Here is a 24,479-nt window from a genome sequence, read left to right on the forward strand (position 1 = left end):
CCCTCCGCCGGAGCGCGACGGAACGCGCCGCCCACGGAGGGTGTGCGGCGCGTTCCGGCGAGGCTGACGCGACTGTCTCAGTGGCGCAGACGGTGGTGCCGCGTCAGCTCCTCGAGCACCGGCACGACGTCACGCGGGGACGGCATGGTCAGCCACTCGGCGTGAAGGGCGTCCGCCCCCGCGCGGAACGAGGGCTCGTGCAGAACACGCAGGAGCCGCGCGCGCATCACGTCGACGGACTGCCGCTTGTGATCCAGGGTCAGCCCCGCCCCGTACCGCATCACATAGGGCGCGTACGTGGCCGACTCCAGTCCCTCTTCCTCGATGAGCTGCGGCACCCGATGGGCCGCGGCGGCCATGACCGTGCCGCTGCCACCGTGGTGAATGATCGCGGAACAGGTGGGCAGCAACTGGTTGAAGGGGACGTAGTCGAGGGCCCGTACGTTGTCCGGGACCCGTTGCCCGGTCAGTTGAACCTCGTTGAGGGTGGCCACGACCTCGATGTCGAGGTCCGCCACCATCTCGAGCAGCTTCGAGACCAGGGCACCGTTGGTCGCGTACTCCCGGCCCGACATGCCCAGGGACACAGCCACCCGGGGCCGCCGCGGACGCTCGTGGAGCCAGTCCGGCACGATGTCCGTCCCGGTGTAGGGCACCCGGCGCATCGACACGGTCGGTGCCGCGGTGTCCAGGCGCAGCACCGCCGGTGTCGGGTCCAGGGTCAGCTGGCCCAGGAGGAGCTCGTCGTCGACCGTGACGCCGTGCCGCTGAGCCGCCTCCGTCACCGCCTCCGCCAGCGGTTCCTGCTGACCCGTCCACTCCGCCCCGCCCAGCCTCAGGTACCGCTGCCGGGCCCAGCCGCAGTAGTCGGGTCCCCACAGGAACCGGGCGTGCGCCGCGCCGGTGACCCGTGCGGCGATGGCTGCGGCGGGCCACATGTCCCACAGGACGAGATCGGGTTCCCAGGCGCGGGCGATGTCCACCAGGTGGTCCGTGCCGGGGACGGCTCCGTCGGAGGCGCTGCCGGGGGAGTGGAAGATCCGGGTCCCGGCGAGTGCGAAGTAACTGAACATGAACCACGCGTGCTCGTCCGCACCGGTGATGTGGAACGCCTTGGCCAGGCGGCTCCGCTCTTCCTCGGGCAGTACGTAATCGCCCACTTCGGACAGCGATGGCATGGTGTCCGGTGTGCCCACCGAGACCGCGGCGAGGCCGGCGCCGGTGATCTCCTCGACCAGGGCCGGGTGCGAGGCGACGCGGGTCTCGTGCCCCGCGGCCTGGAAGGCGCGCGCCAGGGGAACGATCGGGTAGAGATGCGCCGCCATGGGCCAGACGACGAACAGGATGCGCATAAGAGAACTCCTCAGTGACTCACCAGGGTGTCGGGTGCCTGGGGGCGGATCGTCCGGTACCTGTGCCGCCCCGGCTCCGGGGCCGTCGGCCGGTCACCAGGGCCGGATGCCTTCGTCCGTGACGAAGCGGCCTGTGGGGCCGTCCGCGTCGAGCATGGCGAGGCGGACCTCTATGGCGGCGCCCTGCTCGGCCGTGCGCTCACCGAAGCCGTCGTTGATGTCCGTCGCCACGAACCCCGGGGAGCAGGCGTTCACCTTGATCGGGGTGTCCCGCAGCTCGTTGGCGTACAGCAGCGTCAGCATGTTCAGCGCCGCCTTGGACACGCTGTACGCCGTGATGGCCGGCATCTCGGACCCGTCCAGCCACGCGGGCAGCCCCATCTCGCTGGAGACGTTGACGATCCGGCCCGCCGCCGACCGGCGGAGCAGCGGAAGGACGGCGTTCGTCACCGCCGCCACACCGTGCACGTTCGTCTCGAACGTGGTTTTGAGCTGCTCGACACTGACCTCGCTGGGGACGTTGAACGGCCACTCGACGTTGATCCCGGCGTTGTTGACGAGGATGTCCAGCCGGCCATGGCGCTCGTCGACGCGGCGGGCGGCCCGCTCGATCAGCTCCGGGTCCGTCACGTCCAGATGGAGGAAGTGCGCGTCGGCCCCTTCGGCGCGCAACCGTTCCACGGCGGCCTCACCGCGGGACTTGTCACGGGCCCCGGCAAGCACCACGACGCCCAGCGCGCCCAGACGCCGCGCAGTCTCGAATCCGATTCCCTTGTTGGCGCCCGTGATCAGGGCGATCTTGCGGTCTGCAGCCATGGGGGGAGCATCGCACCGGCGGCTCGTGTCCTTCTGGTGCGGCGCTCATGCACACGAGGGCGGGGGCGGCCCGCCGGCGGTGGGCCGCCCCCGCCCTGTCGCCGTCAGCGCTGCGCGCCGGGAAGGGTCGCTTCCACGATGCTCTGCACCGAGCCGGTCGGGATGAACCGACGGACGGTGAACCCGGCCTCGACGAGCAGCCGCGTGTACTCGTCGCCGGTACGCTCCTGGCCGCCCGCCATGACATGCATGGCGAAGTCGAAGGCCTTGCTCGTGTGCGGGACGTCGCCCGGGGGGATCACCCGCTCGATGAGCAGCAGCCTGCTGTCCGGTTTCATCGCCTGTCGGCAGCCGCGCAGGATGGTGAGCACGTCGGAGTCGGTCCAGCCGTGCAGTACCGACTTCATCAGGTACAGATCCCCGCCCGGGGGCAGCTCCCCGAAGATGTCGCCGCCCACGATCTCACAGCGCTCGCCGAGTTCCGCCTCCCCGATGCAGTTTCGCTCGACCACGTGCGGCAGGTCGAACAGCACGCCGGTCGTCTTGGGGCGATCCTGGAGCACCGCGGCGAGCAGGGTGCCGTCCCCGCCCCCCACATCGACGATCCGGCCCGTGTCGGGGAAGTCGTACGCCTCGATGATCGCCCGCCGTTCGACCCGGCTGTGCTCCTGCATGGCCGTGTCGAACGCGGCGCCCTCCTCCGGGTTGTCCCGCAGGAACTCCCAGAACGGCTGGCCGAAGGCCGTCGCGAAGGCCCCGTCGCCGGTGCGCAGGGCGTGATCGGCGTGCTGGAAGGCCCGGGCCGTGATCCGACCCGACTGGGCGATCGTGGTCCGTACGGAACGGGGATGGTCCGACCGCAGGCACTCACCGACGGGCGTGAGCGCGAAGCGGCCGGGTGACAGCTCCGTGAACACCCCGCAGCCGGCCAGGGCTCGCAGCATGCTGTGCAGAGTGCCCGGATCGGTCGCGGTGAGCCGCGCGAGTTCCTCCGCGGACCGCGGGCCGTCCGCCAGCAGATCGGCTATGCCCAGCTCCGCGGCGAGGTGCAGCGCCCGTGCGTAGATGAAGCCGTCACCGAGCGCCAGCAGGCGCAGACTGCTGTCCTGTTCCAGAGCGCTGCTCATCCACTGTCTCCATTCCTTCGTCATCCCGGTGGGGAGCAACAGCGTGCGGCACAGCGCTCAATGGGGGCTTGAGGGCGGATGCACCGTGAGCGGCCGGTACGTGGGCACGCCGACGACCGGACGGCTCAGGCGTGCCCGCCCACCGACACCGTGCCGATGGTGCGTTCGGGCTTGCCCTCCAGGGCGGCTCCCACACGCTCGATCTGTTCGTCCAGTTCGGCGACGTGGGCGGCGGACAGGGGCTCGAGGGGCTCCACCGTGACGTGGATCCTGCGCCCGGAGCGGCGCTGGTGCCATACCCCCGCGACGGTGCCGTCGATCAGGAGTACCGGATAGTTGCCTGCCTGCCCCGACGGGGTGAGGGCACGCTCGGCGGCGCGGCCGGGGTAGAGGCGGTTGCGTGGCTGGGCGGCCACCACGTAGGCGTCGAAGTACGGCAGCAGCCGCACGCCCCGAGGGGGGGCGGCCGGAACCGTGGTGTCGCCGGCGTTGACCCATGCGGTGGTGCCCTCGAAGGCGACTTGCTGTATCTCGCCGTCGAGGGACTGGAAGAGATTGCTGGCCCACCCCCGGGGCGCGTTGAGCCATTGGGCGAAGTTCTGCGGCGTGGCCGGTCCGTAGGCGTGCAGGTACCGCTGGACGAGCTCGCGCTGGGCCGTGGGTCCGTCGAGGGGGCGGACGCCGCTCAGATAGCGCAGCGGGTTGGTGTAAGTCACCTTGCGGCCGCGGTTCGGGGCGAAGCACAGGACCCCTCGGTGGGCGGCCAGGGTCATGGCCTGCCGCCAGCGGGGCCACTTCCCCTGGAAAGCCTCCATGACGAGGTCTCCAGCCCAGGGACCGGTGGCCTCCACCACGGCGTCGCTGAGTTCGTCGATCGTCAGCTCGGCGCTCTCCAGGGACTTCCCGATGGCCGCGACCACCTGTTCCGTCTGGTCCTCGGTCATCCGGACGTCCTTGGGGAACGGACTGGGAGACTGCGGGATGGAACTGAACGCCCCGATCCACAGGGGGAGGTCGGCGGTGGTCAGCAGATGAACGGTGCCGCGCGGACCGTACATCTTCACCATCTGCCGTCGGTCCCATAACGCGGTGCGGACATCGCTGCGGGTGGCGCCGTCGATCCGCAGCGCCACGGACAACTCGGCGGCCGACAGCACCTGTGCGTGCGCGCCGCACATGGCGCTGACGATGTCGGCGGGACCGGCCTGCCGGGAGGGCGTGGAAAGAGAGCTTCGCTCCATCCGCCTGGCGGAGACTCCGGGCCACGACAGCTCCGGGAGGTCGGGGTTCATGGAATCGTCCCTCTGATTTCTTGTCGGCTCGAAAAGGAGCGGCGAGTGTAGCAGCGGAAGGACAACGCCCATGCCGTCGCCGGTCGTTCACGGACGGCCGACGGCGACATGGGCGTTGACCGGCCCCGGCGCCCCGAAGGCCGGGGTCAGCGGTCCCAGGCCCTCTTGGGCCGTGCCGGTGAGGCCCGGCCTCCTCCAGGTGGGCGACTTCCTTCCCGGTCAGTGCCAGCACATGGGCCGGACCCCGTTCCTCCAGTGCGAGGCGGAACGGGGTACCGACGCCGCAGCCCGTGTCAGCCACCACCACCCCTCCGACAGCGGTCCGGCTGTCAGGCGGCGGGGGCCGGCCGCTCCGTGGCGGGTTCCTCCAACCGCGGAGGAACCTTCCCGGGCGTCCGGCCGCTGAGGCGCCGCATGGCTGGGGCCTCCACGAACGTGTACAGCAGCCAGGCAAGGACCAGGCTGATCACCAGCGTGAGGACCCCGTAGCCCAGCGCCGCAGGGACGCTCATCCGCTTGGCCCAGTTCTCCGGTCGGACGGCACCGATCGGTCCGTAACAGACAACGAGGTAGTGCACCAGATACAGGCTGAACGAGATCTCGCCGAGGCGGACCATGAGGCGGCTGCCCAGCACTTTGCTCCGGTCGAGTACGTCGGCCTTGGCGAGGGCGGCAATCAGCAGGGCGAGGGGGAGCGCGGTGGCGGCCACCCGGTCGTACGTTCCGGGCAGGTTCGCCCCGCCGACGAAGGCTCCCACCGCCAGGAGCAGAGCCGGTCCCGGCCCGAGGAGGACCCGGCGCCGATGGAGAACGATCAGCGCGGTCAGGATACCGAGGACGAACTCGAGCAGGCGGGTGACGGGGAAGTAGTAGGTGAACCACACCTCCCACCACGGCTCGTTCGTCAACGGCATCCGCGGGTGATCGGGCAGCAGCCGGGCCAGCAGTGGAACCAGGGCGATCGTGACGGCCACACCCACCACCCACCGCCACAGGTGCTGCGGCCGGATGCCCCGCGTCAGCCGCAGCAGCAGCGGGAACGACAGGTAGAACAGCATCTCGCAGGAGAGGGACCAACTCGGAGCATTGGAGCCGTAGTTGACGACCGCGTCCTGAACGGGGATCCAGCTTTGCACGAGGAAGACCGTCGGTACCGTGTTGACGGTGGTGATGAGCACACCCGCGGACAGCATCAGCAACAGCGCGGCCGACAGGGTGACGAGGTGATTCGGGAAGATCTTCACGAGGCGCCTGCGCCAGAAGCGCCTCGGGGTGTCGTCCGGCCGGCTCACCCAGGTGAGGATGAAACCGCTCAGCACGAAGAAGAACGAGACGCCGACGTTCCCCGAGGCTTCGGCGTAGCGCTGATAGTCGATCGCCCGTGTGTTCCCGAGCCGGGGGATCAGGGCAATGCCCACATGGCAGACCACCACCATGCAGGCGGCGATGAACCTGGCACCGGTGAGAGAGGGTAACCGGGATCGCTCGTTCGCGGTCGACGACGCAGTCATGACTCCTCCTTTACGTCCTGTCCGGCCGTCAGAGCCGGTGACCCTGGCGAAGCGACGACACGAGTCCCTCCAGGACGGGCACGATGTCGTTCGGGCTCGGCACGGCGAGCCAGTCGCGGCGCAGCTGTTCGGCGGCGTCCTGGAACGAGGGCTCCGTCAGCACCCGCACCAGGTTCTTCCGCATCTCGTCCGGGGTCGTCTCCGGACCGACGGTCAGACCGGCTCCGTAGTCGTGCACATAGCGTGCGTTGCCCGCGTACGCCGCCGTCGCGTCCGCCACCACGAACTGCGGCACTCCGCACGCGACCGCTGCGGTGAGCGTGCCGATGCCGCCGTGGTGGACGATCGCCGTGCAGGTCGGCAGCAGCACGCCGAGTGGCAGATAGCTGACGGTGCGCACGTTGGCCGGTACCGCCCTGCCGGCCAGTTGCGAGGCGTCCAGGGTCGCCACCACGTCGACGTCCAGACCGGACACCACGTCGAGTAGATCCGCGACAAGGTGGCGGTCGTTGTGGTACGCGCGCTGCGTCGTCCCCAGGGAAACGGCCAGCCGCGGTCGGTCGACCGGCGTGTCCAGCCACGCGGGGATCACGCCGGGCCCTCCGTAGGGGATGCGACGGACCGGAACCCTGCGGCACGGGGCCCGCAGTTGCATGTCCGGGAGCATCGGGTCGACGGTGAACTGGCCGAACAGCAGCTCGTCGTCGACCGTGATGCCGTACCGTTCGGCGCTCGGCCGAACCAGCTCCGCCACGGGATCGGCCAGGCCGGCCGTCCGCAGCGCCTCCCGGCCCAGCGCGGTGGTGTGGGCGGCCCAGCCGACGAAGTCGTGACCCCACAGCACCCGTGCGTGCGCCGCGCCCACGTCCCGCGCCGCCACCGCCCCGGACGGCCAGTTGGGATCCCAGAGCACCAGGTCCGGACGCCGGCGCCGTGCCACCGAGACCAGGGCGTCCACACCGGCCCAGCGCTCCTGTGGGGCGCCGTCCTCGGGGTGGAAGATCCGCGAGGACGCGTAGGTGTAGGTGCTGAAAGTCCCCCACACGTGGTCGTCCGGGGACAGTGACAGCGCCTCGGTGAGACACGTGCGGTGCTCCTCGGAGAGGAGGAAGTCGCCCACCTCCGATGGCGAGGGCATCGTCTCCGGCGTGCCGAGCGCGACCGCGTCCAATCCGGCCGCGGTGATGACGCCGGCCAGATCGGGGTGCGAGGCGACGCAGACCTCGTGTCCCGCGCCCTGCAGTGCCCAGGCCAGCGGGAGTGTGGGATAGAGGTGGGCCGGCAGGGGCCACACGACGATCATGACGCGCATCGGGTCTCCTCCGGTGGGACGCGGTCGCGCTGCGGGCCGACGGTCGTCAGGCGGGGACGCACTCGACGATGGACATCAGGGAGGGGGTCGGCAGGATCCGGGTGACCGTGAAGCCGCCCTTGGCGAGGATGCCCTCGAACTCCGCCTGGGTACGCTCCTTGCCGTCCACCACCGCGAGCATGGACACATCGATGGTCTTGCTGGCGTGAGGCTGGTTGCCGGGCGGGATGACGGGGTCGACGACGAGGAGTTTGCTGCCGTCGTGGACGGCTTCTCGGACGGACTTGAGGATACGCAGGCAGTCGGTGTCGCTCCAGTCGTGGAGCACGGATTTGAGGATGTAGTAGTCGGCGCCGGCGGGGACGCTGTCGAAGAAGTCGCCGGCTGCGACGTTCCAGCGGCCGCTGATGTCGGGGGTGTCGAGTTGGTGTTCGTCGATGACGGACTGCTGGTCGTAGAGGGTGCCGGTGATGTGGGGGTGGGCGGTGAGGATCTCGCGCAGGAGGCTGCCGGTGCCGCCGCCGATGTCGGTGATCCTCGCGCCGTCGGGGAAGTCGTAGCTGGTGGCGATGTGTTCGTTCCACAGCCGGGAGAATCCCGCCGTACCGGCGTTGAAGACGGAGGCTGTTTCGGGGACGGTTTGCAGGTGGGCGAAGAAGCCGGCGCCGAAGATCTCGTCGAACACGGTGTGCCCCTGCCGCACCGTGTCGTACATGCGGGCGTACGGCTTCCAGAAGAGGTCCTCGCCGAGCATGAGGAAGGGGTCGTGCAGGGAGCCGGGGACGTCGGTGCGCAGGAGTTCGGCCATGGGGGTGAGGGCGAAGCGGCCGTGTTCGTCCTCACGGAAGACCTCGCGGGTGGCGAGGTAGCGCAGTACGCGGTGCAGGTGGGGTCCGTGCAGGCCGGTCTTCTCGCCCAGTTCGGCCGCGGTGCGGGGGCCCTGGGAGAGCTGGTCGGCGATGCCCGCCTTGGTCACCGTGTACAGACAGGCGGTGTAGAGATAGCCGTTCATGTGTTCCGACAGCTGCGCGCTCAGCTCGCTGGTGTCGCGCGGGGCGGATGTCATCGCGTACCTCCTGCGGATGGGGAAAGGAAGGGGGCGGGTGCTCGGGCAGGTCACGAACCGCTGCGGCTCGTGGAACGCACACGGACCGGGAGTTGACGCAGGCCGCGCATCATCACGCTCGGGTACCAGGTCAGTGCGGCGGGATCGGCGTCGAGGGCCAGCTCCGGGCAGCGTTCCAGCAGGGAGCGGACCGCGGTCTTCGCCTCCAGCCTGGCCAGGGGGGCACCGAAACACGTGTGAATGCCGTGCCCGAAGGCCAGATGGCTGGTCGGCCCGCGCCGGATGTCGAAGCGGTCCGGGTCCGGGAAACGGCTCGGATCGCGGTTGGCGGGAGTGTTTCCGATGAGGACGAGTTCGCCCCCGCCGGGGATGGTGGTGCCGCCGATCTGGACGGGCTGGGTGGTGAAGCGGTGCAGGGAGGTTCCGGTCGGGCCGCTGTGCCGCAGCATCTCCTCGACGGCTCCGTCCAGGAGCGAGAAGTCGGCGCGCAGCGCGCTCAGCTGATCAGGATGCCGGAGCAGCGCGAGCATCCCGTTGGACAGGAGACCGGTGGTCGTCTCGTGTCCGGCGACGAGGAGCAGCACGGCAAGCCCGACCATCTCGGCGTCGGACAGGGCGTCCTCGTCCTCCTCGCGCCGGCGGACGAGTCCGCTGAGCAGGTCGTCGCCCGGGTTCGCTCGCTTGTCCTCCAGCAACGCCTTCAGATAGCCGTCCAGTTCGGCGAGGGCCGCCTCCGCCTCGGCCCCGTTCCACTGCTTGGTCACCTGCGTGGTCCAGCGGTGGAACTTGTCACGGTCGCCGAACGGAACACCGAGCAGCTCGCAGATGATCGCCGCGGGCAAGGGGAACGCGAAGTCCTGGACGAGGTCGGCACGGCCGTCCGGGCGGGCGAGCATCGCTTCGATCAGTTCGTCGGTGACCTCCTGCACCCGTGGCCCGAGCGCCTGGACACGCCGAGGAGTGAACTCCCTGACCACCAGCTTGCGCAGCCTCGTGTGCCGGGGCGGGTCGGAGATCAGCATGTGGGGACTCGACCACGGGTCGTCGTCCGTGTCCGCCGCACCGGGAGCATTGCGCCAGTCGTTCGACAGACGTGGGTCGGACAGCGCTGCTCTGGCCTCCTCGTAGCCCACGACGAGCCAGGCGGTGAAACCCTCCGGCAGCAACACCCGGTGCACAGGTCCCCGCCTGCGCAGCTCCGCGTACGTCGGATGCGGGTCGCGCGCGAAGTCCGGCCCCAACGCCGCCAGATCGACGATTGCCTCTTCACTCACCCCGGGAACCTCCTCCCGACTCGCGGCACCCGCTCAGGCGGGGACGCACTCGACGATGGACATCAGGGAGGGGGTCGGCAGGATCCGGGTGACCGTGAAGCCGCCCTTGGCGAGGATGCCCTCGAACTCCGCCTGGGTGCGTTCCTTGCCGTCGTGAATGACCATCATCATCGCGTCGATGGTCTTGCTGGCGTGGGGCTGGTTGCCGGGCGGGATGACGGGGTCGACGACGAGGAGTTTGCTGCCGTCGTGGACGGCTTCTCGGACGGACTTGAGGATCCGCAGGCAGTCGGTGTCGCTCCAGTCGTGGAGGACGGATTTGAGGATGTAGTAGTCGGCGCCGGCGGGGACGCTGTCGAAGAAGTCGCCGGCTGCGACGTTCCAGCGGCCGCTGATGTCGGGGGTGTCGAGTTGGTGTTCGTCGATGACGGACTGCTGGTCGTAGAGGGTGCCGGTGATGTGGGGGTGGGCGGTGAGGATCTCGCGCAGGAGGCTGCCGGTGCCGCCGCCGATGTCGGTGATCCTCGCGCCGTCGGGGAAGTCGTAGCTGGTGGCGATGTGTTCGTTCCACAGCCGGGAGAATCCCGCCGCGCCGGCGTTGAAGACGGAGGCTGTTTCGGGGACGGTTTGCAGGTAGGCGAAGAAGCCGGCGCCGAAGATCTCGTCGAACACGGTGTGCCCCTGCCGCACCGTGTCGTACATGCGGGCCAATGGCTTCCAGTAGAGGTCCTCGCCGAGCATGAGGAAGGGGTCGTGCAGGGAGCCGGGGACGTCGGTGCGCAGGAGTTCGGCCATGGGGGTGAGGGCGAAGCGGCCGTGTTCGTCCTCACGGAAGACCTCGCGGGTGGCGAGGTAGCGCAGTACGCGGTGCAGGTGGGGTCCGTGCAGGCCGGTCTTCTCGCCCAGTTCGGCCGCGGTGCGGGGGCCCTGGGAGAGCTGGTCGGCGATGCCTGCCTTGGTCACCGTGTACAGACAGGCGGTGTAGAGATAGCCGTTCATGTGTTCCGACAGCTGCGCGCTCAGCTCGCTGGTGTCGCGCGGGGCGGATGTCATCGCGTACCTCCGGAAGGTCACAGAAGTCCCGTGGCGGGCGCTCGGTGCTGACCCACCGTGGCCGAGGCGGCATGAGCAGGGGCACAGCGCGCCTCGCACGGCGCCTGAACGCGGGCCACGGCGTACCGGCGAAACGGCGCGGCGTACGGGCGGGCCGCCCCCCGGCAGCCACCGGGTCCGTTCTCTCGCGTGGCGCGTTCACCCGTTCGGTCGACGCGGGCGGCGCCGACCAGCAATCAGGTCATGTGACGGCCTAGATGTGTCCTACGGTCGGGCCCGTGACACTGAAACTCCACAGCCCCGCCCATGTTCTGCCGGGTGAGCGAGGTGAGCTGCTGCGTGCGCTCGCCGAGCAGCGCGAGCTGTTGCTCATCACCGTCCGTGGGATCACCGACGCGCAGGCCATACGGCGCACCGTCGTGAGCGAACTGACGCTGGGCGGGATCATCAAGCACCTGACCCGCGGCGAGCGGGTCTGGACCGAGATCCTCGTCAACGGGGAGGGGGAGCTGCCCGACGGGATGCTCGACATGGGCCAGTACCGGATGACCGAGGACGAGACGCTCTCCGGCCTGCTGGAGCTGTACGAAAGGGCGGCGTGCGAGACCGAGAGGGCGGTGAGCGGGCTGCCGGATCTGGACGGGGATGTTCCGCTCCCCAGGACTCCCTGGTCCCCGCCGGGGCCGGAGTTCTGGTCGGCACGCCGGATCCTGCTGCACCTGATCAGGGAGACGGCGCAGCACGCGGGCCACGCGGACATCATCCGGGAAGCACTGGACGGGGCCAACACCACGGCCCAGCGGTAAGGAGCCCGGCCGTCTCGTGAAACCGGGGCTTTCCCACGGCGCCACGAGACGGCACTGGGCAGGGGCGGTCAGGATGAGGGGACGGCACCACACGCTTTGCTGCACACCAGACCGTCCGGAAGCCGTGCCGGAGCGGGAAGCTGCGCAGCGCGGGGATCGCGAGGGCGCGCGAGCCAGGAGGACGCGCTGCCCCCACGGTCAGGCGGTCGTGCGTGCCGCGCCGCGAGGGCCACGAGCTGCCGGGTTCCCCTGGCCGTGTACTCCGGTTTCCCCGGCACGCCGTTGCCCCGGCACGCCGTTGCCGCGGCGCGCCGTCACGGCCAGGACACCCGGGCGATCCTTGCCGAAGCCAGCCGGCGCAGGATGGTCGGCGGCCAGGCGGACATGATCACGGACATGGCGCTCGACCTCGCGGCGGCCGGTTGCGTCGACTGACGCGAGTGATCGGTGCGGTGGATTGGCGGCCCGGCGGGCCGGTGCCACCGCTGTCCACGTCACAGGACGGACGGCGGTAGCAGCGGCTCGTGTCGGCGTCCCCTTCGCCATTCTTCCTTCGTCAGCTCGCGAAGGGGACGTGCCCGCGGGCGCGGTGAACGGACGCGCCGCCCTGTCACGCGGCCTACGCTGGAGATACGCGCCGCCCTCGAGGGAATCCGGGAGGTGTGCCGTGTCCCGAGCCCACCGCTTTCACCTCGAAGTGGACGGTCACTCGGTGACGGTCCAGACGCGCCACGCCGTACGGGAGATCGAGCTGCTCGTGGACGGCAAGGTGGTCGGATACCGGCGGAACCCAGCAGGACACCACCCGTCTGTGACCGCGCTCACCGCCGAACTGCCAGGTGACCCGCCGAAGCCCTTCGCCGTCACTCTCCACATCCATGGGGGCGCCGAGGATGCCACGTGTGTCCTGGAGATCGCCGGACGCGGCCACACCATGTCCGAATCGCCACTGGTCCGACCCGGCACCACCCTTCCCGCGGCGGGCCGTCCCCCGCTACGGTCGGCCCGCAGCCTGCTGCGCCGCACCCTGCGGAGATGGGGTTGACGGACAAGGCACGTACGGTGGCCGAGACCGGCGCTCGGCCCAGCGGGTGGCCGCGTTCTCACGGCCGCGGCGTGACCGCACGATCGGCACGGCTGCTTTCGGTGTTCGTGTGTCCCAGTCGCTGGGTGGAGTGCAGCGCGGCGTGAAGCAGGAGCCGTGCGGGCAGTCCCAGGCTGCTGGCATCGATCGCCATGCCGAGGAGAGGTGCGGCAAGGGGGGTGAGAGTACGTACAAGCGATTCCATCCGGGGAACCAGTGGGGTCCCGGGCAGTTTGATGACGATGGTGAGGGGCACGGCAGTGTCCTTTGGCTGATCAAAGCCATGTAGGAAGTGGCTTGTTTTGCCGGTTTTCCTCAGGACAATCCGGTTTCAAGGCGTGTCGTCAGCCTCAGGCCGACATGCGTGTCAACACCTGGTGAACAGGAGATGGCGTGACTTGCTGGGGCGGTGCGGAGCGAAGACTTCATGACCTACCCCGATGAATGCTGGTTCGGGGCCTGGCAGTGCTCCGCGTAATCACGCGGGGAAGTCCGCATGGGTGCAGCGGTGGGGGCGAGCGGCCGGGTGGATGTGGCCGCGATGAGGGTGGCAGTGGTGGTGCCGGTGGCGACGATGGTCCAGGCGGCGGGGCCGGCTGGCTCTGAAATCTGCATGAATCGGACATAACGTAGAAGGAGGGGAGCGAGCGATGGAGTGAGCACATGACCCGGACGACAGCACAAGCCCCCGCAACTGACGCCGCCGCGACGGACGCGACCGGCCAGCACGCGGGTCACGATCATGACGGGCACACCATCACCATCCCGCTCGACAGCGTCGCCCACGCCGCGCAGACAGCGATCACCCTGCCCATCGCCGCCGCCCAGCGCATACTGCCCGCCAAAGGCGGACTCCCTCTCTACGCGGGACTGGGTGCCCTCGCCTTGGCAGGCGTCCTCGAATGGCCCGTCGCCGCCGGAATCGGACTCGGCTACGCCGTACTACGCCGCGGAGGAGCACTCACACCCCCGCGCCCGGCACCCCAGGCGCCCGCGCAGGCGGCCACGACCGACAATGTTCCGGCCCCGACCGCCGGAACCGGCAGCACTCCCTGAAGGGTGCATCGGCGGGCCGCGCCATCCCGGCTAGCCGCCACTGGGGTAGTGATGCCGGGCCCAGACGGGAAGCACGAGCCACACAGCGAGCAGCCAGGCACCGAAGGCCGCTGTCAGCCAAGCGGCGGGCATCTCGTCGAGAGCCGTACGCAGCAGCAGGAGCAAGGTCGACACGGTGGTCGCCGCGAGCAGCACCAGACCGCACTTGGTCATCCAGGCGGCGAGCGCGACCGTCTGGGGCTTGATGCGGCGTCCGGCGACGAGGCGGTGCAGGGAGACCGGGCCGGTGAGAGACCCGGCGCTGGCCGCCCCGAGGGTGACCGCGGCGACGTAGAAGGCACGATCGAGGTTGCCGAGGCCGGCGAAGACGGGCTGGAATTGGCGTCTTCCTTCCCGCAGGTTCGCATCAAGGTCATTTACGCGAACTCTTGCTGGGCGGCTCCGGATGGCCGCTCGTCCCGCCGGACGACTGGCTCGACTACCGGAGGCCCCCGCACGCCGTGGTGGCGCACCCCAGGGAGGTAGGCAGAAGCGAGCCGTAGGGCGAGTCCGAGTCCGGTGCTCGGCTGGCCGTAGAGCGCCATGGCGAGGACGTCTCGCATCGTCGCCATGGCGTCACAGCGGTTCACGCAGCTTCGCCCTCGATCCCGTTCATGACGTCCTGTGTCGACAGCCCGCCCAGGCATCGCGCACGCACGGGGTGGGTCGAAGAGCTTTCTGTGAATCACGGTGCGATGACTGGGGTTATGCCCGCTTTTCCTGCCATTCAGGTCGCACGGTGGCGGTCGGAGTACTCAGGAAGCTCCCAGAATCTCTCCGGGTGTGGTCAGGGAGTGCTGACAGCGTCGATGCCGCACTGACGGCATGCTCGTCGGCCTTCCGAGGAGCCTCGACCTGACTTGGAGCCCTTGCTGTGGCCTCATTCCTTTCCGGGCTGGGCCGGTTCTCCTTCCGGAGGCGCTGGCTGGTCGCGTCGCTGTGGGTGGTTCTGCTCTTGGGGACGGCGGTGCTGGCCGGGAGGGCTCCCGCGGCGCCCCCCAATGACTTCTCGATGCCCGGTACGGAGGCGCAGCAGGCGTACGACCTGCTGGACAAGAGCTTCCCGGAGCTGAATGCCGACGGTGCGACGGCCCGGGTGGTGTTCCGGGCGGCGGACGGCAAGGTCACCGACCCCGCGAACCGGCAGGCGGTCGAGGCGACGGTCCGGGCGCTCGGGAGCGATCCCCAGGTCGCGCGGGTCACCGACCCGTACGTGAGCGGGTCGGTGAGCAAGGATGCCTCCACCGCCTACACACAGGTCTCCTATCAGGTTCCCGCATCGGAACTGAAGGAGGACTCACGCACCGCTTTGCAGGACACGGTCGATCAGGCACGCTCGCGGGAGTTGACCGTGGAGGTCGGGGGCAACGCCGTCAACACGGTGGCGGGCGGGCATTCCTCGGAGGCCCTGGGCCTCGCGGTGGCTGCCGTGGTGCTCGTCATCACCTTTGGCTCACTCCTGGCGGCCGGCCTTCCCCTGCTCACCGCCGTACTCGGAGTAGGCATCGGTGGCCTGGCGATCCGGGCGCTGGCGCAACCGCTCGGCCTCGGCTCGACGACGTCGGGTCTGGCCACCATGATCGGGCTGGCCGTCGGCATCGACTACGCCCTGTTCGTCGTCTCGCGCTACCGCGCCGAACTCGCTCGTGGCCGCAGCCGTGAGGACGCGGCTGGGCACGCGGTGGGTACCGCGGGATCTGCGGTGGTGTTCGCCGGTCTGACCGTGGTCATCGCCCTCGCGGGACTGTGTGTGGTCGGCATCCCGCTGCTGACGCAGATGGGGCTCGCCGCGGCCGGCACGGTCGTCATCGCGGTGCTGATAGCCGTCACCCTGATCCCTGCGCTGCTCGGGATCTGCGGCCGTCGGATCGGCCCGGCCCGCCCGCGGCTCCGGGGGAGGGACGAGGGCGGCCTGCCACGGCCGGGCATGGGCGTGCGCTGGGCCCGGTTCGTCGTCAGGCGGCCGGTCGCCGTGCTCCTGGGTGGTGCCGTGCTGCTCGGCGTGGTTGCGGTGCCTGCGGTTTCCCTGGAAATGGGCCTGCCGGGCGACGAGAGCAAACCCGTCACGACGACGCAGCGCCGGGCCTACGACATGGTCGCCGAAAACTTCGGGCCGGGCTTCAACGGTCCGCTGACGGTGGTCGTCCAGGCCAAGGACGGTGGCAGCGCCCAGTCGGCCGCCCAGAGCATCGTCGGGCATGTCCGTGGCAGAAAGGACGTCACCGCGGTCGGACAGCCACGGCTGCGCGAGTCCGGCGACACCGCCGTCCTGAACGTCGTCCCGGCCGCCTCACCGGCCAGCACCGAGACGGCCGACCTCGTGCACGCACTGCGCGACCCGGCACTCGCGAACGAGAGCGACGCCCACGTCCTGGTCGCCGGCACGACGGCGATGAACGTGGACGTCTCGCAGAAACTGTCCGACGCCCTGCTTCCGTACCTCGTACTCGTGGTGGGTCTGGCGTTCCTGCTGCTGATCGTCGTCTTCCGGTCCCTCCTCGTGCCGCTCAAGGCGGCACTGGGCTTCCTCCTGTCCGTCCTGGCCGGCCTCGGCGCGGTGGTCGCGGTCTTCCAGTGGGGCTGGCTGGCGTCCCTCTTCGGGGTCGCGGAACCCGGACCGGTGATGTCCATGATGCCGATCTTCATGGTCGGTGTGGTCTTCGGCCTCGCCATGGACTACGAGGTGTTCCTGGTGACCCGGATGCGCGAGGCGCACATGCACGGGCAGTCGCCGTCGGACTCCGTGATCAGCGGATTCGAGCACAGCGCGCGGGTGGTGACCGCAGCTGCCGTGATCATGATCTCGGTCTTCGCCTCGTTCATGGGCTCCGACGAGCAGATGCTCAAGACCATCGGCTTCGGGCTCGCGGCAGCCGTCCTCCTCGACGCGTTCGTCGTCCGCATGGCGGTCGTACCGGCAGTCCTCGCCCTGCTCGGCCGACGCGCCTGGGGCCTGCCCGGCTGGCTGGACCGGCTCGTCCCCGACCTCGACGTGGAAGGCGCGCGGATCGAACGGCACCGGGGCGAGCCCACGGTGACGGCCGTCGAGGCATCCGACGGTGACGGCCCGGACTCCGGCGTCGAGACCGCGGGAAGCGGCAGCGGATCCGCCGGCTGAATCCCCTCCGCCACGGGGCTCTTCGCGGCCCCGGACGCGTTCGTGTCCAGGCGGCGGCAGGTTCCGCCTGCCGCTGCATACCTTGCATCTCTCCACACAGGAGCCCGCCCATGTCCTCCTCCCCGTCGCCCTCCGCTCCTCCCGGTTCGCCCTGGCGTCATGCCCTCGAAGGAGGTCTTTCCGTCGTGGCCGCCGTCGTGACGATGGCAGCCGCCGCTTGGGCGGCACTGGCCGTCCTCGGCGCCGGCGCGATCGCACCCGTCTCCCGCCTCGTGCCGACCATGGTGAGCATGGCCGTCGGTGGCGGCGTCACCATGGAGTCGGCCCCCTCCGCCGAGGCCGCCGACGCCGGCGGCCTCGGCGGAGGGGGCCTCGGCGGGCTGCTCGGGGGACTGGGCGGTGGCGGTGGCCCGCATCTCGGCCTGACCGGTGAGGCCGCGCTGACGCCGCTCACGCTGACGTTCCTGGGCACGGCCGTCATGGCGGTCGTCTTCTTCCGGCCCCTGTACCGGCGGCAGCGGCCCGCCCCGGCGATGCTGTGGGCCCGGTGCGGCGGAGCGCTGGTGACCACGGCGGTGCTCTTCCCGGTGCTCGCAGCGGTGGCCCGGGGTACGGCCCGGCTGCCCGAGAGCGTGACGGAACGGTTCGGGAAGGGCGCCTCCGCCGGAGCGTTCAGCCGGTTCACCGGTGGTGGCGGCGGCGGGGGCCTCGCCTCGGGGCTGTCTTCGGTGACCTTCGAGACCGATGCCGTGGCGACCGCGTTCTTCGCCCTGCTGTGGGTGGGCCTCGTGCTCGCCGTCGGCTGTGTCGCGGCCCGCCGTACGACACTGCCGCGCCCCCTCGCCCTGGGCCGCCTGCGGCTGAAGTGGAACGCTGTCAGCTCCACCCTGACGGGGATCGCCGCCGTGCTGTGCTGCTCGGCGGCGGCCGTCGCGTTCCTGGCCGGAGCCGCGGCCTTGACCGGCCGGGAGCAGGCGGCCAAGGCGGCGGGCATCCTCCTGCTCGCCGGCCCCAACCTGATCGCCGTGCTGTTCACCGCCGGTCTCGGCACCTCCTGGGAGGCGGGTGTGCACCGCCTGCGGTCCGACGGCGGCGGGATGCTCGGAATGCTTGGTGGAGGAGCCCAAGGCGGCGCGGGGGGAACGGACAGGTCCGTCAACCTCGGCGCCTGGTCCGGCGCCGGTGTGCCGCTGTGGCTGATAGGCATGCTCCTCATGCTGTTGCTCGTGGTGGTCGCGGGGTACGTCGCCGCCGCCCGCACCCCGGCGCGCACGCCGCGGGAGGACTCCGAGGCCGTCCTCGACCGCCACGCGGAGATCGCCGTACGCATGGGCACCGCGGCCGGCATCGCCGCCCTGGTGCTTCCGCCGCTGGCCGGGGGATCGCTGCGGATCGGCATCGATCTCATGGGCAACGAGATGGGCGGCCTGAGCGCCGGACTCGAAGCGCATCAGGGACTGTCCGCGCTCACCGGCTTCGTCCTGGCTGTACTCGGCGCTTACGGCGGCAGCCGCCTGCACAGCCGACGGACACGGCGCCACAACCGCGCGGCACAGCCGCCCGGCACCGCGACCCGGCGGCCCATGGGAGCCCGCTCCGCCTCCCGGACTTCGTCCGATTCGGTCTCGTAAGCACCGTGTGATCTCCTGGAAAGACCCTTTTCAGCCCTGTTCGTGAAGGCGGCGATCCACACCATGCCGGCACCGACACCTCCCGCGCGCACCGGGGGTCGCCGCGACCACCTGCTCGTCGTCGACGACGAGCCCACCGTCCGGGAACTGCTGCGTACCGCGCTGCGTTACGCCGGCTTCGACGTGGACGCCGCCGCCACCGGGCAGGAGGCCCTCGACCTGGCCGCACGGCGCACACCCGATCTCGTCCTGCTCGATGTCTTGCTCCCGGACCTGGACGGCTTCGAGGTGATCCGGCGCCTGCGAGACCAGCCCCGCTCACCCAGCCCCGGCCGTGGCGGCGACGTGCCGGTCCTCTTCGTCACCGCCCGCGACGACCGGCAGGACCGGCTGCACGGTCTGCGCCTCGGCGGCGACGACTACGTCACCAAACCCTTCGACCTCGAAGAACTGATCGCCCGCATCCATGCGGTGCTGCGCCGCACCCGGGGCGAACAGCCGGCCCGGATCACCGTCGGCGACCTGGCGCTCGAACCCGACAGCCACCACGTCACCCGGGCAGGGCGGACCGTGCGGCTGTCCCCGACCGAGTTCCGGCTCCTGCACTTCCTGGTGGCCAACGCCGGACGGACCATGACGAAGAACCAGATCCTGCAGAGCGTGTGGGAGTACGACTTCGGCGGCGACCCCAGCATCGTCGACACCTACATCAGCTATCTGCGCCGCAAGGTCGACACGGACGAGCCCAAGCTCATCCACACCATCCGCGGCGTCGGCTACGTGATCCGTGAGCCCCGGCCATGAAGGGCACCCCACCGCGGCTGCCCGGGCGCCGTCCGAGCAGGCTGTCGCTGCGCACCCGTCTGCTGTGCCTGTCCATTGCCCTGGTCGCCCTCGGTCTCGTCGGCACAGGCGTGATCGTCACCACGGCCCTGCACGGCTACCTGCAGGACCGGGTCGATGACCGGCTCGTCCTGACCGGGCAGATCGCCGCCCGCCTGGCACCACCTCCCGCGACCGGCACACCGCCGAGCGTGCAGGCCCTCAGCGCCCTCGGAGACACCACGGTGACCTACTTGGACGCGGGCGGCGCCACACGGAGGGCGTTCGACGCGAGCACCGCGCCACCGGGCGGTGGCCCCCAACTCCCCGCCCTCGACCACGCGAACGTCCTCGCCCACGCGGGCCGCCCCTTCACCGTGCCCGCGCGCGACGACGGCCACAGCTGGCGGATCATCGCCCTCACCCAGCCCGCCCAGGCCGTCCCGCCCGAGTGGACCGGCACCCGCGGCAGCGTCGTCGTGGCCACCTCCCTCGACGAGGTCGACCGCACCATCACCAAGACCCGCACCCTCTCTCTGACGGTGGGCGCCGCTCTCCTCGCGGTCCTCACCGCCGCCGGCTGGTTCGCCGTCCGCTCCGGACTGCGCCCCCTGACCCGGATCGAAGAGACCGCGACCGCGATCACCGCCGGCGACTACTCCCGCCGCGTCCCCGAACTGGCCGCCCCCCACACCGAAGTGGGACGCCTGACCGCATGCCTCAACCAGATGCTCAGCCGCATCGACACCGCCTTCCAGGCCCGCGCGGAGGCCGAGGCGAGAACACGGCGCTTCTTCGCCGACGCCGGCCATGAACTGCGCACGCCCCTCGTCGGGATCAAGGGCTACACCGATCTCTACCGCATGGGCGCCCTGCCCACCCGCGAGGACGTCGACCAGACCATGACCCGGATCGCCGAGGAGTCCGAACGCCTCACCCGGCTCGTCGAGGAAATGTTCCTTCTCGCTCGCCTCGACGAGGACGCCCACCGGCCGGGCACGGGTGCGGACCGCGAGCCGGCCTTCACGCTCGACCTCGCCCCTATGGACCTGCGCACCCTGGCAGCCGACGCCCTCCACGACATACGCGCCCTGGACGCCACCCGCCCGGTCACCCTGACCGGACCCGGTGGCGGAAAACCCACCACGGCACCCGCCGTCGCCGACGAGGCCCGCCTCCGCCAGGTCGTCACCAACCTCATCGGCAACGCCGTCACCCACACCTCGTCCGGTACCCCCGTCCGTATCGGTGTCGGCACCGTCGGCGCCCACGCCGTCCTGGAGGTCGCCGACGAGGGAGCGGGCCTCACCCCGGCCGAGCGCGAACGCGTCTTCGACCGCTTCTACCGCTCCGACGACTCCCGCACTCGCACCACCGGGGGCTCCGGTCTCGGCCTCGCCATCGCCCACGCCCTCGTCACCGCCCACGGCGGCCACCTCACCCTCGACACCACCCCCGGCCGAGGTTGCATCTTCCGCATCATGCTCCCCCTGCTCGATTCGTCACGTCACTGAGCCCCTGCACCGGGGCTGCTGGCGTGGGCGCCTTCCAGCGGCGGGGTCAGTGGTTGAAGGCCAGGAGTTTCGCGATGCCGTTGCGCTGGATCTCGGAGGTGCCGGTGAGGATGCGGAACATGCGGATCTTGCGGAAGAGGTACTCGATCTCGTTGCCCTGGGTGAGTCCTTCCTTGCCGTGGATCTGGACGGCCTCGTCGAGGATGCGGAAGGCGGACTCGGCGACGAACAGCTTGCACATGAAGGCTTCCGCGTGCACCTCGCGGCCCTCGTCCAGGGCCGCGAGCGCAGCGTAGGTCATGGAGCGGGCGGCGTAGAACTCGGTGGCCATGTCGGCGACCTTGTGCTGGATGGCCTGGAGCATGAGGAGGGGCTGGCCGCCGGCCACCTTGCGGGTCCGGGTGCGGTCCAGGGTCAGGGCGAGGGCGCGGCGGGTGGCGCCGAGGACGGTGGGGCAGTGCAGCAGCCGGTTGGTGGTGACTCGGCCGAGCGCGATCCGCATGCCCTTGCCCTCCTCGCCGAGGAGGTTGGCGGCGGGTACGAAGCAGTCGTCGAGGACGATGTCGCTCTCGATGTGCTCGCCCGACATCGGGGTCGCTCCGTCCTCGACCCGGCAGCCGGGGCTGTCCAGGTCCAGGAGGAAGGCGGAGAACCGCGGCTTGTCGCCTTCCTGTTCCCCGGTTCCGGCCATGCGGGCGACCACGATCGCGAAGTCGGCGAAGGGGCCGGCGGAGGAGAACACCTTGTGCCCGGTCAGCCGGTAGCCGTCGCCGTCGCGTAGGGCCACGGTCCGCATGGAGCGGACGTCGGAGCCGGCGTCGGTCTCGGTGAGGGAGAAGCAGCACGCCCGCTCGCCCCGGATGAGCGGGAGTAGGTACGTGTCCAGTTGGTACTCGGTGGCGTGCTTGAGGATGTCGCCCGCGCGAAGCGGCCCGCCCATGTCGCCGAGCACGCTGTGTGCGAGGACGCGCCCGCTCGCGCCGATCTCCTCTTTCAGGGCGGCGAGTTGGCTGTAGGTGAGGTTCTGGCCGCCGTACGTCTCGGGGAGGTGGATTCCGTAGAAGCCGAGTTCGCGGCTGCGGTGCCAGACCGGTTCGAGGTCGGCGCGGGTGAGGCGGGTGGCGTGGGTGAGGCCGCGTTCGCGTTCGTGGTCGGCGAGTTCGCCGTCGAGATAGTCGCGCAGGCGGTCGACCAGCTCGGCGGTGCGCGGGTCGTCGTAGGTGGGGCGGAGGGAGAAGGTCACGGCGGGGGCTCCGAACGGAATGTGATCAGTTGACGCGGCGGGCGGTGTTCGCCCAGAACGGTTCGCGTACGGCCTTGCGGTCGAGCTTGCCGTTGCGGTTGTGGGGCAGCTCGGGCACGAAGTCGACCGAGCGGGGCTTCTTGAAGCGGTCCAGCCGGCCGGCGCAGAAGGCGATCAGCTCGTCGGCCGTTGCGGTCGTGCCGGCGTGGGTGACGACGACGGCCTTGACGGCCTCGCCCCACTGCTCGTCGGGCACGCCGACCACACAGGCTTCCCGTACGGCGGGGTGTTCGTACAGGGCGGCCTCGACCTCGGTGCAGTAGATGTTGAAGCCACCCGAGATGATCATGTCCTTCTTGCGGTCGACCAGGAAGAGATAACCGTCCTCCCGCATCCAGGCCAGGTCCCCGGTGTGCACCCAGCCGTCACGGAAGGTCTCCGCGGACAGCTCCGGCTCCTGCCAGTACTCCCGTACGCAGTCCGGGCCGCGCACGATGACCTCGCCGACCTCGCGCGGGCCCAGCTCCCGGCCCGCCTCGTCCACGACGCGTATCTCGGTGTCGTACGAGGCCCGTCCGCAGGACTGGAGCAGCTCCGGGTCCTCCTTCACCGCCCGGGCGATCTCCTGGCTGCTCAGGCCCGCGACCACACTGGTGGTCTCGCCGAGCCCGTAGCCCTGGGCGACGACCGGTCCGAAGAACTCCACCGCGTCCCGCAGGCGCTGCGGTGAGATGGGCGCGCCGCCGATGCGCACGCTCGTCAACGAGGACAGATCACGGTCGGCGGCGCCGGGGTGGGCGAGGACCGTGTTCAGCATGGCAGGCACCAGGAAGGTGGCGGTGATGCGTTCCTTCTCGACCGTCTCCAGGAAGCTCTGCGGGCTCCAGGTGGGCAGGACGTAGGTCGTGGAGCCGCCGAACACCCCGGCCAGCAGGCCCATGCCGGTGGCGTGGGTGATGGGGCCGCAGGCGAGGTAGCGGGTGCCGGGGCGGGGGCGGGACTCGTCGGCCATGAGCTGTTTGCGCATGTTGGCGAGGCGGTTGCCGACCGTCTGCACGGCGGCCTTGAGCGCGCCGGTGGAGCCGGAGGTGAAGTTCAGGACGCAGGGGTCGCCCTCGTCGACCTCGACGTGGACGGGTGCCTCGTCACCCTCGGCCAGCAGGGCGCTGTACGAGACCTCACCCGGCTGTGCGACGTCGGGTGCGTTCGTCGAGGAGGACGGGCAGGCAGTCCGTGCCGGCTGCGGCGATCGCGGCGAGGGCGTCCTCGCGGTGGGCTGCGTCGTAGACGAGGACGCGTACGGGGGCGTAGCGCAGGATGTGCTCGATCTCGCCGCGGCCGAGCCGGGCGTTGACGGGTGCACGCGTCAGCCCGGCCTTGTAGAGGGCGAATTCGACCTCCACCAGCTCGCCGCGGTTCCACGCGAGGGAGGCCACGGCGTCGCCGGGGCCAAGGCCCCGGGCGGTCAGGGCGGAGGCCAGGCGGTTGGCCGCCCGGTCCAGGTCGGTGAAGGTCCGGGAACGATCCCCGCAGACGAGGGCGGGAGCCTGGGGCCAGTAGCGAGCACTGCGCGCCAGATAGATGCCGAGGTTCATGAGGGCCTACTCACTGGAGGGCGAACGAGACACGTCCGTAGATTTACAGGTCGCTCAGTTCCAGACAGACTGTTCAATAACTTCTAGCGTGTCAAGAGTCTCCTAGAATGGGCGCTCGCACGGCACGACGGCCGGGCACGACGATCGGGGAGGGGTGCATGGCGGAGGACAGGCGGACCAGACGCTCCCGCCGGGTCCTGGGAGCGGCCCTGGTGGAGCTGGTTCTGGAACGGGGCTTCACGGCGCTGACGGTGGAGGACATCACCGAGCGCGCGGACGTGGCACGTGCGACCTTCTACGCGCACTTCCGCGACAAGGAGGACCTCTTCGCGCGCGTGACCGCGGACCTGCTCGCCGAGCTGTCGGAGCGCCTTGCGCCCGCGGTCGCCGACAGCGTGATCGGGTTCACCGGCAAGCCGGTCCTGGAGATGCTGCGGCATGCGCGCGAGGAGCGCGATCTGTACCGGATCGTGCTGCGCGGCGAAGGCGACGGCAAGCCCCTGCACATGTTCGTGGACGCCTGTGCGCGGGCCACGGCCGAGGAGTTCCGCGCCCGCGCCGAACGCAACGCCGTCCAGCCGCGCATCGACCCCGAGCTGCTGGCCCGGGTGTGGGTCGGCGAGCAGATCGCGGTGCTGCGCTGGTGGGTCGAGCAGGACACCCCCTCGCTGCCGGCCGAGGAGGTCGTCCGCATGCTCCTCGACCTGGCGCTGCACGGCCGGTACTGGGCCAGCGGCTTCGAGCCGTCGGCCTGAGCCGCGCGCTCAG

At 70.4% G+C, this 24,479-nt stretch carries 23 protein-coding genes; 9 read left to right on the forward strand and 14 right to left on the reverse strand.

The features are described 5' to 3' along the window. Positions 1 to 77: 77 nt before the first annotated feature. The 9 genes from ACZ5DC_RS02820 to ACZ5DC_RS02860 all read right to left on the reverse strand — a co-directional run bounded on the left by ACZ5DC_RS02820 (position 78) and on the right by ACZ5DC_RS02860 (position 10,803). Entirely contained in the window at positions 78 to 1,352 is a 1,275-nt protein-coding gene (locus ACZ5DC_RS02820; protein ID WP_468648718.1) for a nucleotide disphospho-sugar-binding domain-containing protein, read from the reverse strand. A 93-nt stretch (positions 1,353 to 1,445) separates the two neighbouring features. After that, a complete protein-coding gene (locus ACZ5DC_RS02825; protein WP_468648720.1) occupies positions 1,446 to 2,168 on the reverse strand; it encodes an SDR family oxidoreductase in 723 nt (240 codons plus the stop codon). A 104-nt stretch (positions 2,169 to 2,272) separates the two neighbouring features. Further along, positions 2,273 to 3,295, reverse strand: a complete 1,023-nt coding sequence (locus ACZ5DC_RS02830) for a methyltransferase (RefSeq protein ID WP_468648722.1) — start codon at positions 3,293 to 3,295, stop codon at positions 2,273 to 2,275. A gap of 125 nt (positions 3,296 to 3,420) precedes the next feature. Continuing rightward, a complete protein-coding gene (locus ACZ5DC_RS02835) occupies positions 3,421 to 4,587 on the reverse strand; it encodes a winged helix DNA-binding domain-containing protein (RefSeq protein WP_468648724.1) in 1,167 nt (388 codons plus the stop codon). A gap of 329 nt (positions 4,588 to 4,916) precedes the next feature. Next, positions 4,917 to 6,098 carry an acyltransferase family protein gene (locus tag ACZ5DC_RS02840; RefSeq protein ID WP_468648726.1) on the reverse strand — a complete coding sequence of 394 codons (1,182 nt, stop codon included), beginning with the start codon at positions 6,096 to 6,098 and terminating at the stop codon, positions 4,917 to 4,919. A 28-nt stretch (positions 6,099 to 6,126) separates the two neighbouring features. Beyond that, positions 6,127 to 7,410, reverse strand: a complete 1,284-nt coding sequence (locus ACZ5DC_RS02845; RefSeq protein ID WP_468648728.1) for a nucleotide disphospho-sugar-binding domain-containing protein — start codon at positions 7,408 to 7,410, stop codon at positions 6,127 to 6,129. Positions 7,411 to 7,456: 46 nt separating this feature from the next. Further along, positions 7,457 to 8,476: a methyltransferase gene (locus ACZ5DC_RS02850; protein ID WP_468648730.1), complete on the reverse strand. Its 1,020-nt coding sequence runs from the start codon at positions 8,474 to 8,476 to the stop codon at positions 7,457 to 7,459. 50 nt (positions 8,477 to 8,526) lie between these two features. Further along, positions 8,527 to 9,750, reverse strand: coding sequence for a cytochrome P450 family protein (locus tag ACZ5DC_RS02855; RefSeq protein WP_468648732.1), 1,224 nt, complete (start codon positions 9,748 to 9,750; stop codon positions 8,527 to 8,529). Positions 9,751 to 9,783: 33 nt separating this feature from the next. Next, a complete protein-coding gene (locus ACZ5DC_RS02860) occupies positions 9,784 to 10,803 on the reverse strand; it encodes a methyltransferase (protein ID WP_468648734.1) in 1,020 nt (339 codons plus the stop codon). A gap of 278 nt (positions 10,804 to 11,081) precedes the next feature. Between ACZ5DC_RS02860 and ACZ5DC_RS02865 the strand changes: the two genes are divergently transcribed. From ACZ5DC_RS02865 to ACZ5DC_RS02875, 3 genes are all read left to right on the forward strand, one after another. Next, positions 11,082 to 11,609: a DinB family protein gene (locus ACZ5DC_RS02865; RefSeq protein ID WP_468648736.1), complete on the forward strand. Its 528-nt coding sequence runs from the start codon at positions 11,082 to 11,084 to the stop codon at positions 11,607 to 11,609. Between the two features lie 255 nt (positions 11,610 to 11,864). Beyond that, positions 11,865 to 12,044: a hypothetical protein gene (locus tag ACZ5DC_RS02870; protein ID WP_468648738.1), complete on the forward strand. Its 180-nt coding sequence runs from the start codon at positions 11,865 to 11,867 to the stop codon at positions 12,042 to 12,044. 277 nt (positions 12,045 to 12,321) lie between these two features. Then, the gene (locus ACZ5DC_RS02875) at positions 12,322 to 12,654 is read left to right on the forward strand and encodes a hypothetical protein (protein ID WP_468648740.1); all 333 of its coding nucleotides are present in this window, start codon (positions 12,322 to 12,324) and stop codon (positions 12,652 to 12,654) included. A 58-nt stretch (positions 12,655 to 12,712) separates the two neighbouring features. Here ACZ5DC_RS02875 and ACZ5DC_RS02880 read toward each other — a convergent pair whose 3' ends face one another. Continuing rightward, positions 12,713 to 12,949, reverse strand: coding sequence for a hypothetical protein (locus ACZ5DC_RS02880; RefSeq protein ID WP_468648742.1), 237 nt, complete (start codon positions 12,947 to 12,949; stop codon positions 12,713 to 12,715). A 407-nt stretch (positions 12,950 to 13,356) separates the two neighbouring features. Here ACZ5DC_RS02880 and ACZ5DC_RS02885 point away from each other — a divergent pair, with 407 nt between their 5' ends. Then, complete coding sequence (locus ACZ5DC_RS02885) at positions 13,357 to 13,749, forward strand: hypothetical protein (RefSeq protein WP_468648744.1); 393 nt, start codon at positions 13,357 to 13,359, stop codon at positions 13,747 to 13,749. Positions 13,750 to 13,779: 30 nt separating this feature from the next. Here ACZ5DC_RS02885 and ACZ5DC_RS02890 read toward each other — a convergent pair whose 3' ends face one another. Continuing rightward, on the reverse strand, positions 13,780 to 14,196 hold the full coding sequence (locus tag ACZ5DC_RS02890) for a DUF6328 family protein (protein ID WP_468649904.1): 417 nt from the start codon (positions 14,194 to 14,196) through the stop codon (positions 13,780 to 13,782). Between the two features lie 466 nt (positions 14,197 to 14,662). Between ACZ5DC_RS02890 and ACZ5DC_RS02895 the strand changes: the two genes are divergently transcribed. The 4 genes from ACZ5DC_RS02895 (at position 14,663) to ACZ5DC_RS02910 (ending at position 20,873) form a co-directional block, all read left to right on the forward strand. Then, a complete protein-coding gene (locus ACZ5DC_RS02895) occupies positions 14,663 to 16,906 on the forward strand; it encodes an MMPL family transporter (RefSeq protein ID WP_468648746.1) in 2,244 nt (747 codons plus the stop codon). Positions 16,907 to 17,016: 110 nt separating this feature from the next. Then, on the forward strand, positions 17,017 to 18,537 hold the full coding sequence (locus ACZ5DC_RS02900) for a streptophobe family protein (protein WP_468648748.1): 1,521 nt from the start codon (positions 17,017 to 17,019) through the stop codon (positions 18,535 to 18,537). A gap of 63 nt (positions 18,538 to 18,600) precedes the next feature. Then, positions 18,601 to 19,341: a response regulator transcription factor gene (locus ACZ5DC_RS02905; protein ID WP_468648750.1), complete on the forward strand. Its 741-nt coding sequence runs from the start codon at positions 18,601 to 18,603 to the stop codon at positions 19,339 to 19,341. Next, positions 19,338 to 20,873: an ATP-binding protein gene (locus ACZ5DC_RS02910; protein ID WP_468648753.1), complete on the forward strand. Its 1,536-nt coding sequence runs from the start codon at positions 19,338 to 19,340 to the stop codon at positions 20,871 to 20,873. Before ACZ5DC_RS02905 ends, ACZ5DC_RS02910 begins: the two co-directional genes overlap by 4 nt. 46 nt (positions 20,874 to 20,919) lie before the next feature. Here ACZ5DC_RS02910 and ACZ5DC_RS02915 read toward each other — a convergent pair whose 3' ends face one another. Genes ACZ5DC_RS02915 through ACZ5DC_RS02925 form a run of 3 tightly spaced genes read right to left on the reverse strand, consistent with a single transcriptional unit; the run spans position 20,920 to position 23,711 of the window. Next, positions 20,920 to 22,116 (reverse strand): acyl-CoA dehydrogenase family protein, encoded by a 1,197-nt coding sequence (locus ACZ5DC_RS02915; RefSeq protein ID WP_468648755.1) that lies wholly within the window; start codon positions 22,114 to 22,116, stop codon positions 20,920 to 20,922. A gap of 25 nt (positions 22,117 to 22,141) precedes the next feature. Then, positions 22,142 to 23,278, reverse strand: a complete 1,137-nt coding sequence (locus ACZ5DC_RS02920) for a class I adenylate-forming enzyme family protein (protein ID WP_468649906.1) — start codon at positions 23,276 to 23,278, stop codon at positions 22,142 to 22,144. A gap of 16 nt (positions 23,279 to 23,294) precedes the next feature. Beyond that, entirely contained in the window at positions 23,295 to 23,711 is a 417-nt protein-coding gene (locus ACZ5DC_RS02925) for an AMP-binding protein (protein ID WP_468648757.1), read from the reverse strand. Positions 23,712 to 23,869: 158 nt separating this feature from the next. Between ACZ5DC_RS02925 and ACZ5DC_RS02930 the strand changes: the two genes are divergently transcribed. Then, a complete protein-coding gene (locus ACZ5DC_RS02930; protein WP_468648759.1) occupies positions 23,870 to 24,466 on the forward strand; it encodes a TetR/AcrR family transcriptional regulator in 597 nt (198 codons plus the stop codon). Positions 24,467 to 24,479 lie beyond the last annotated feature (13 nt).

The organism is Streptomyces sp. NPDC031445, assembly GCF_055581365.1.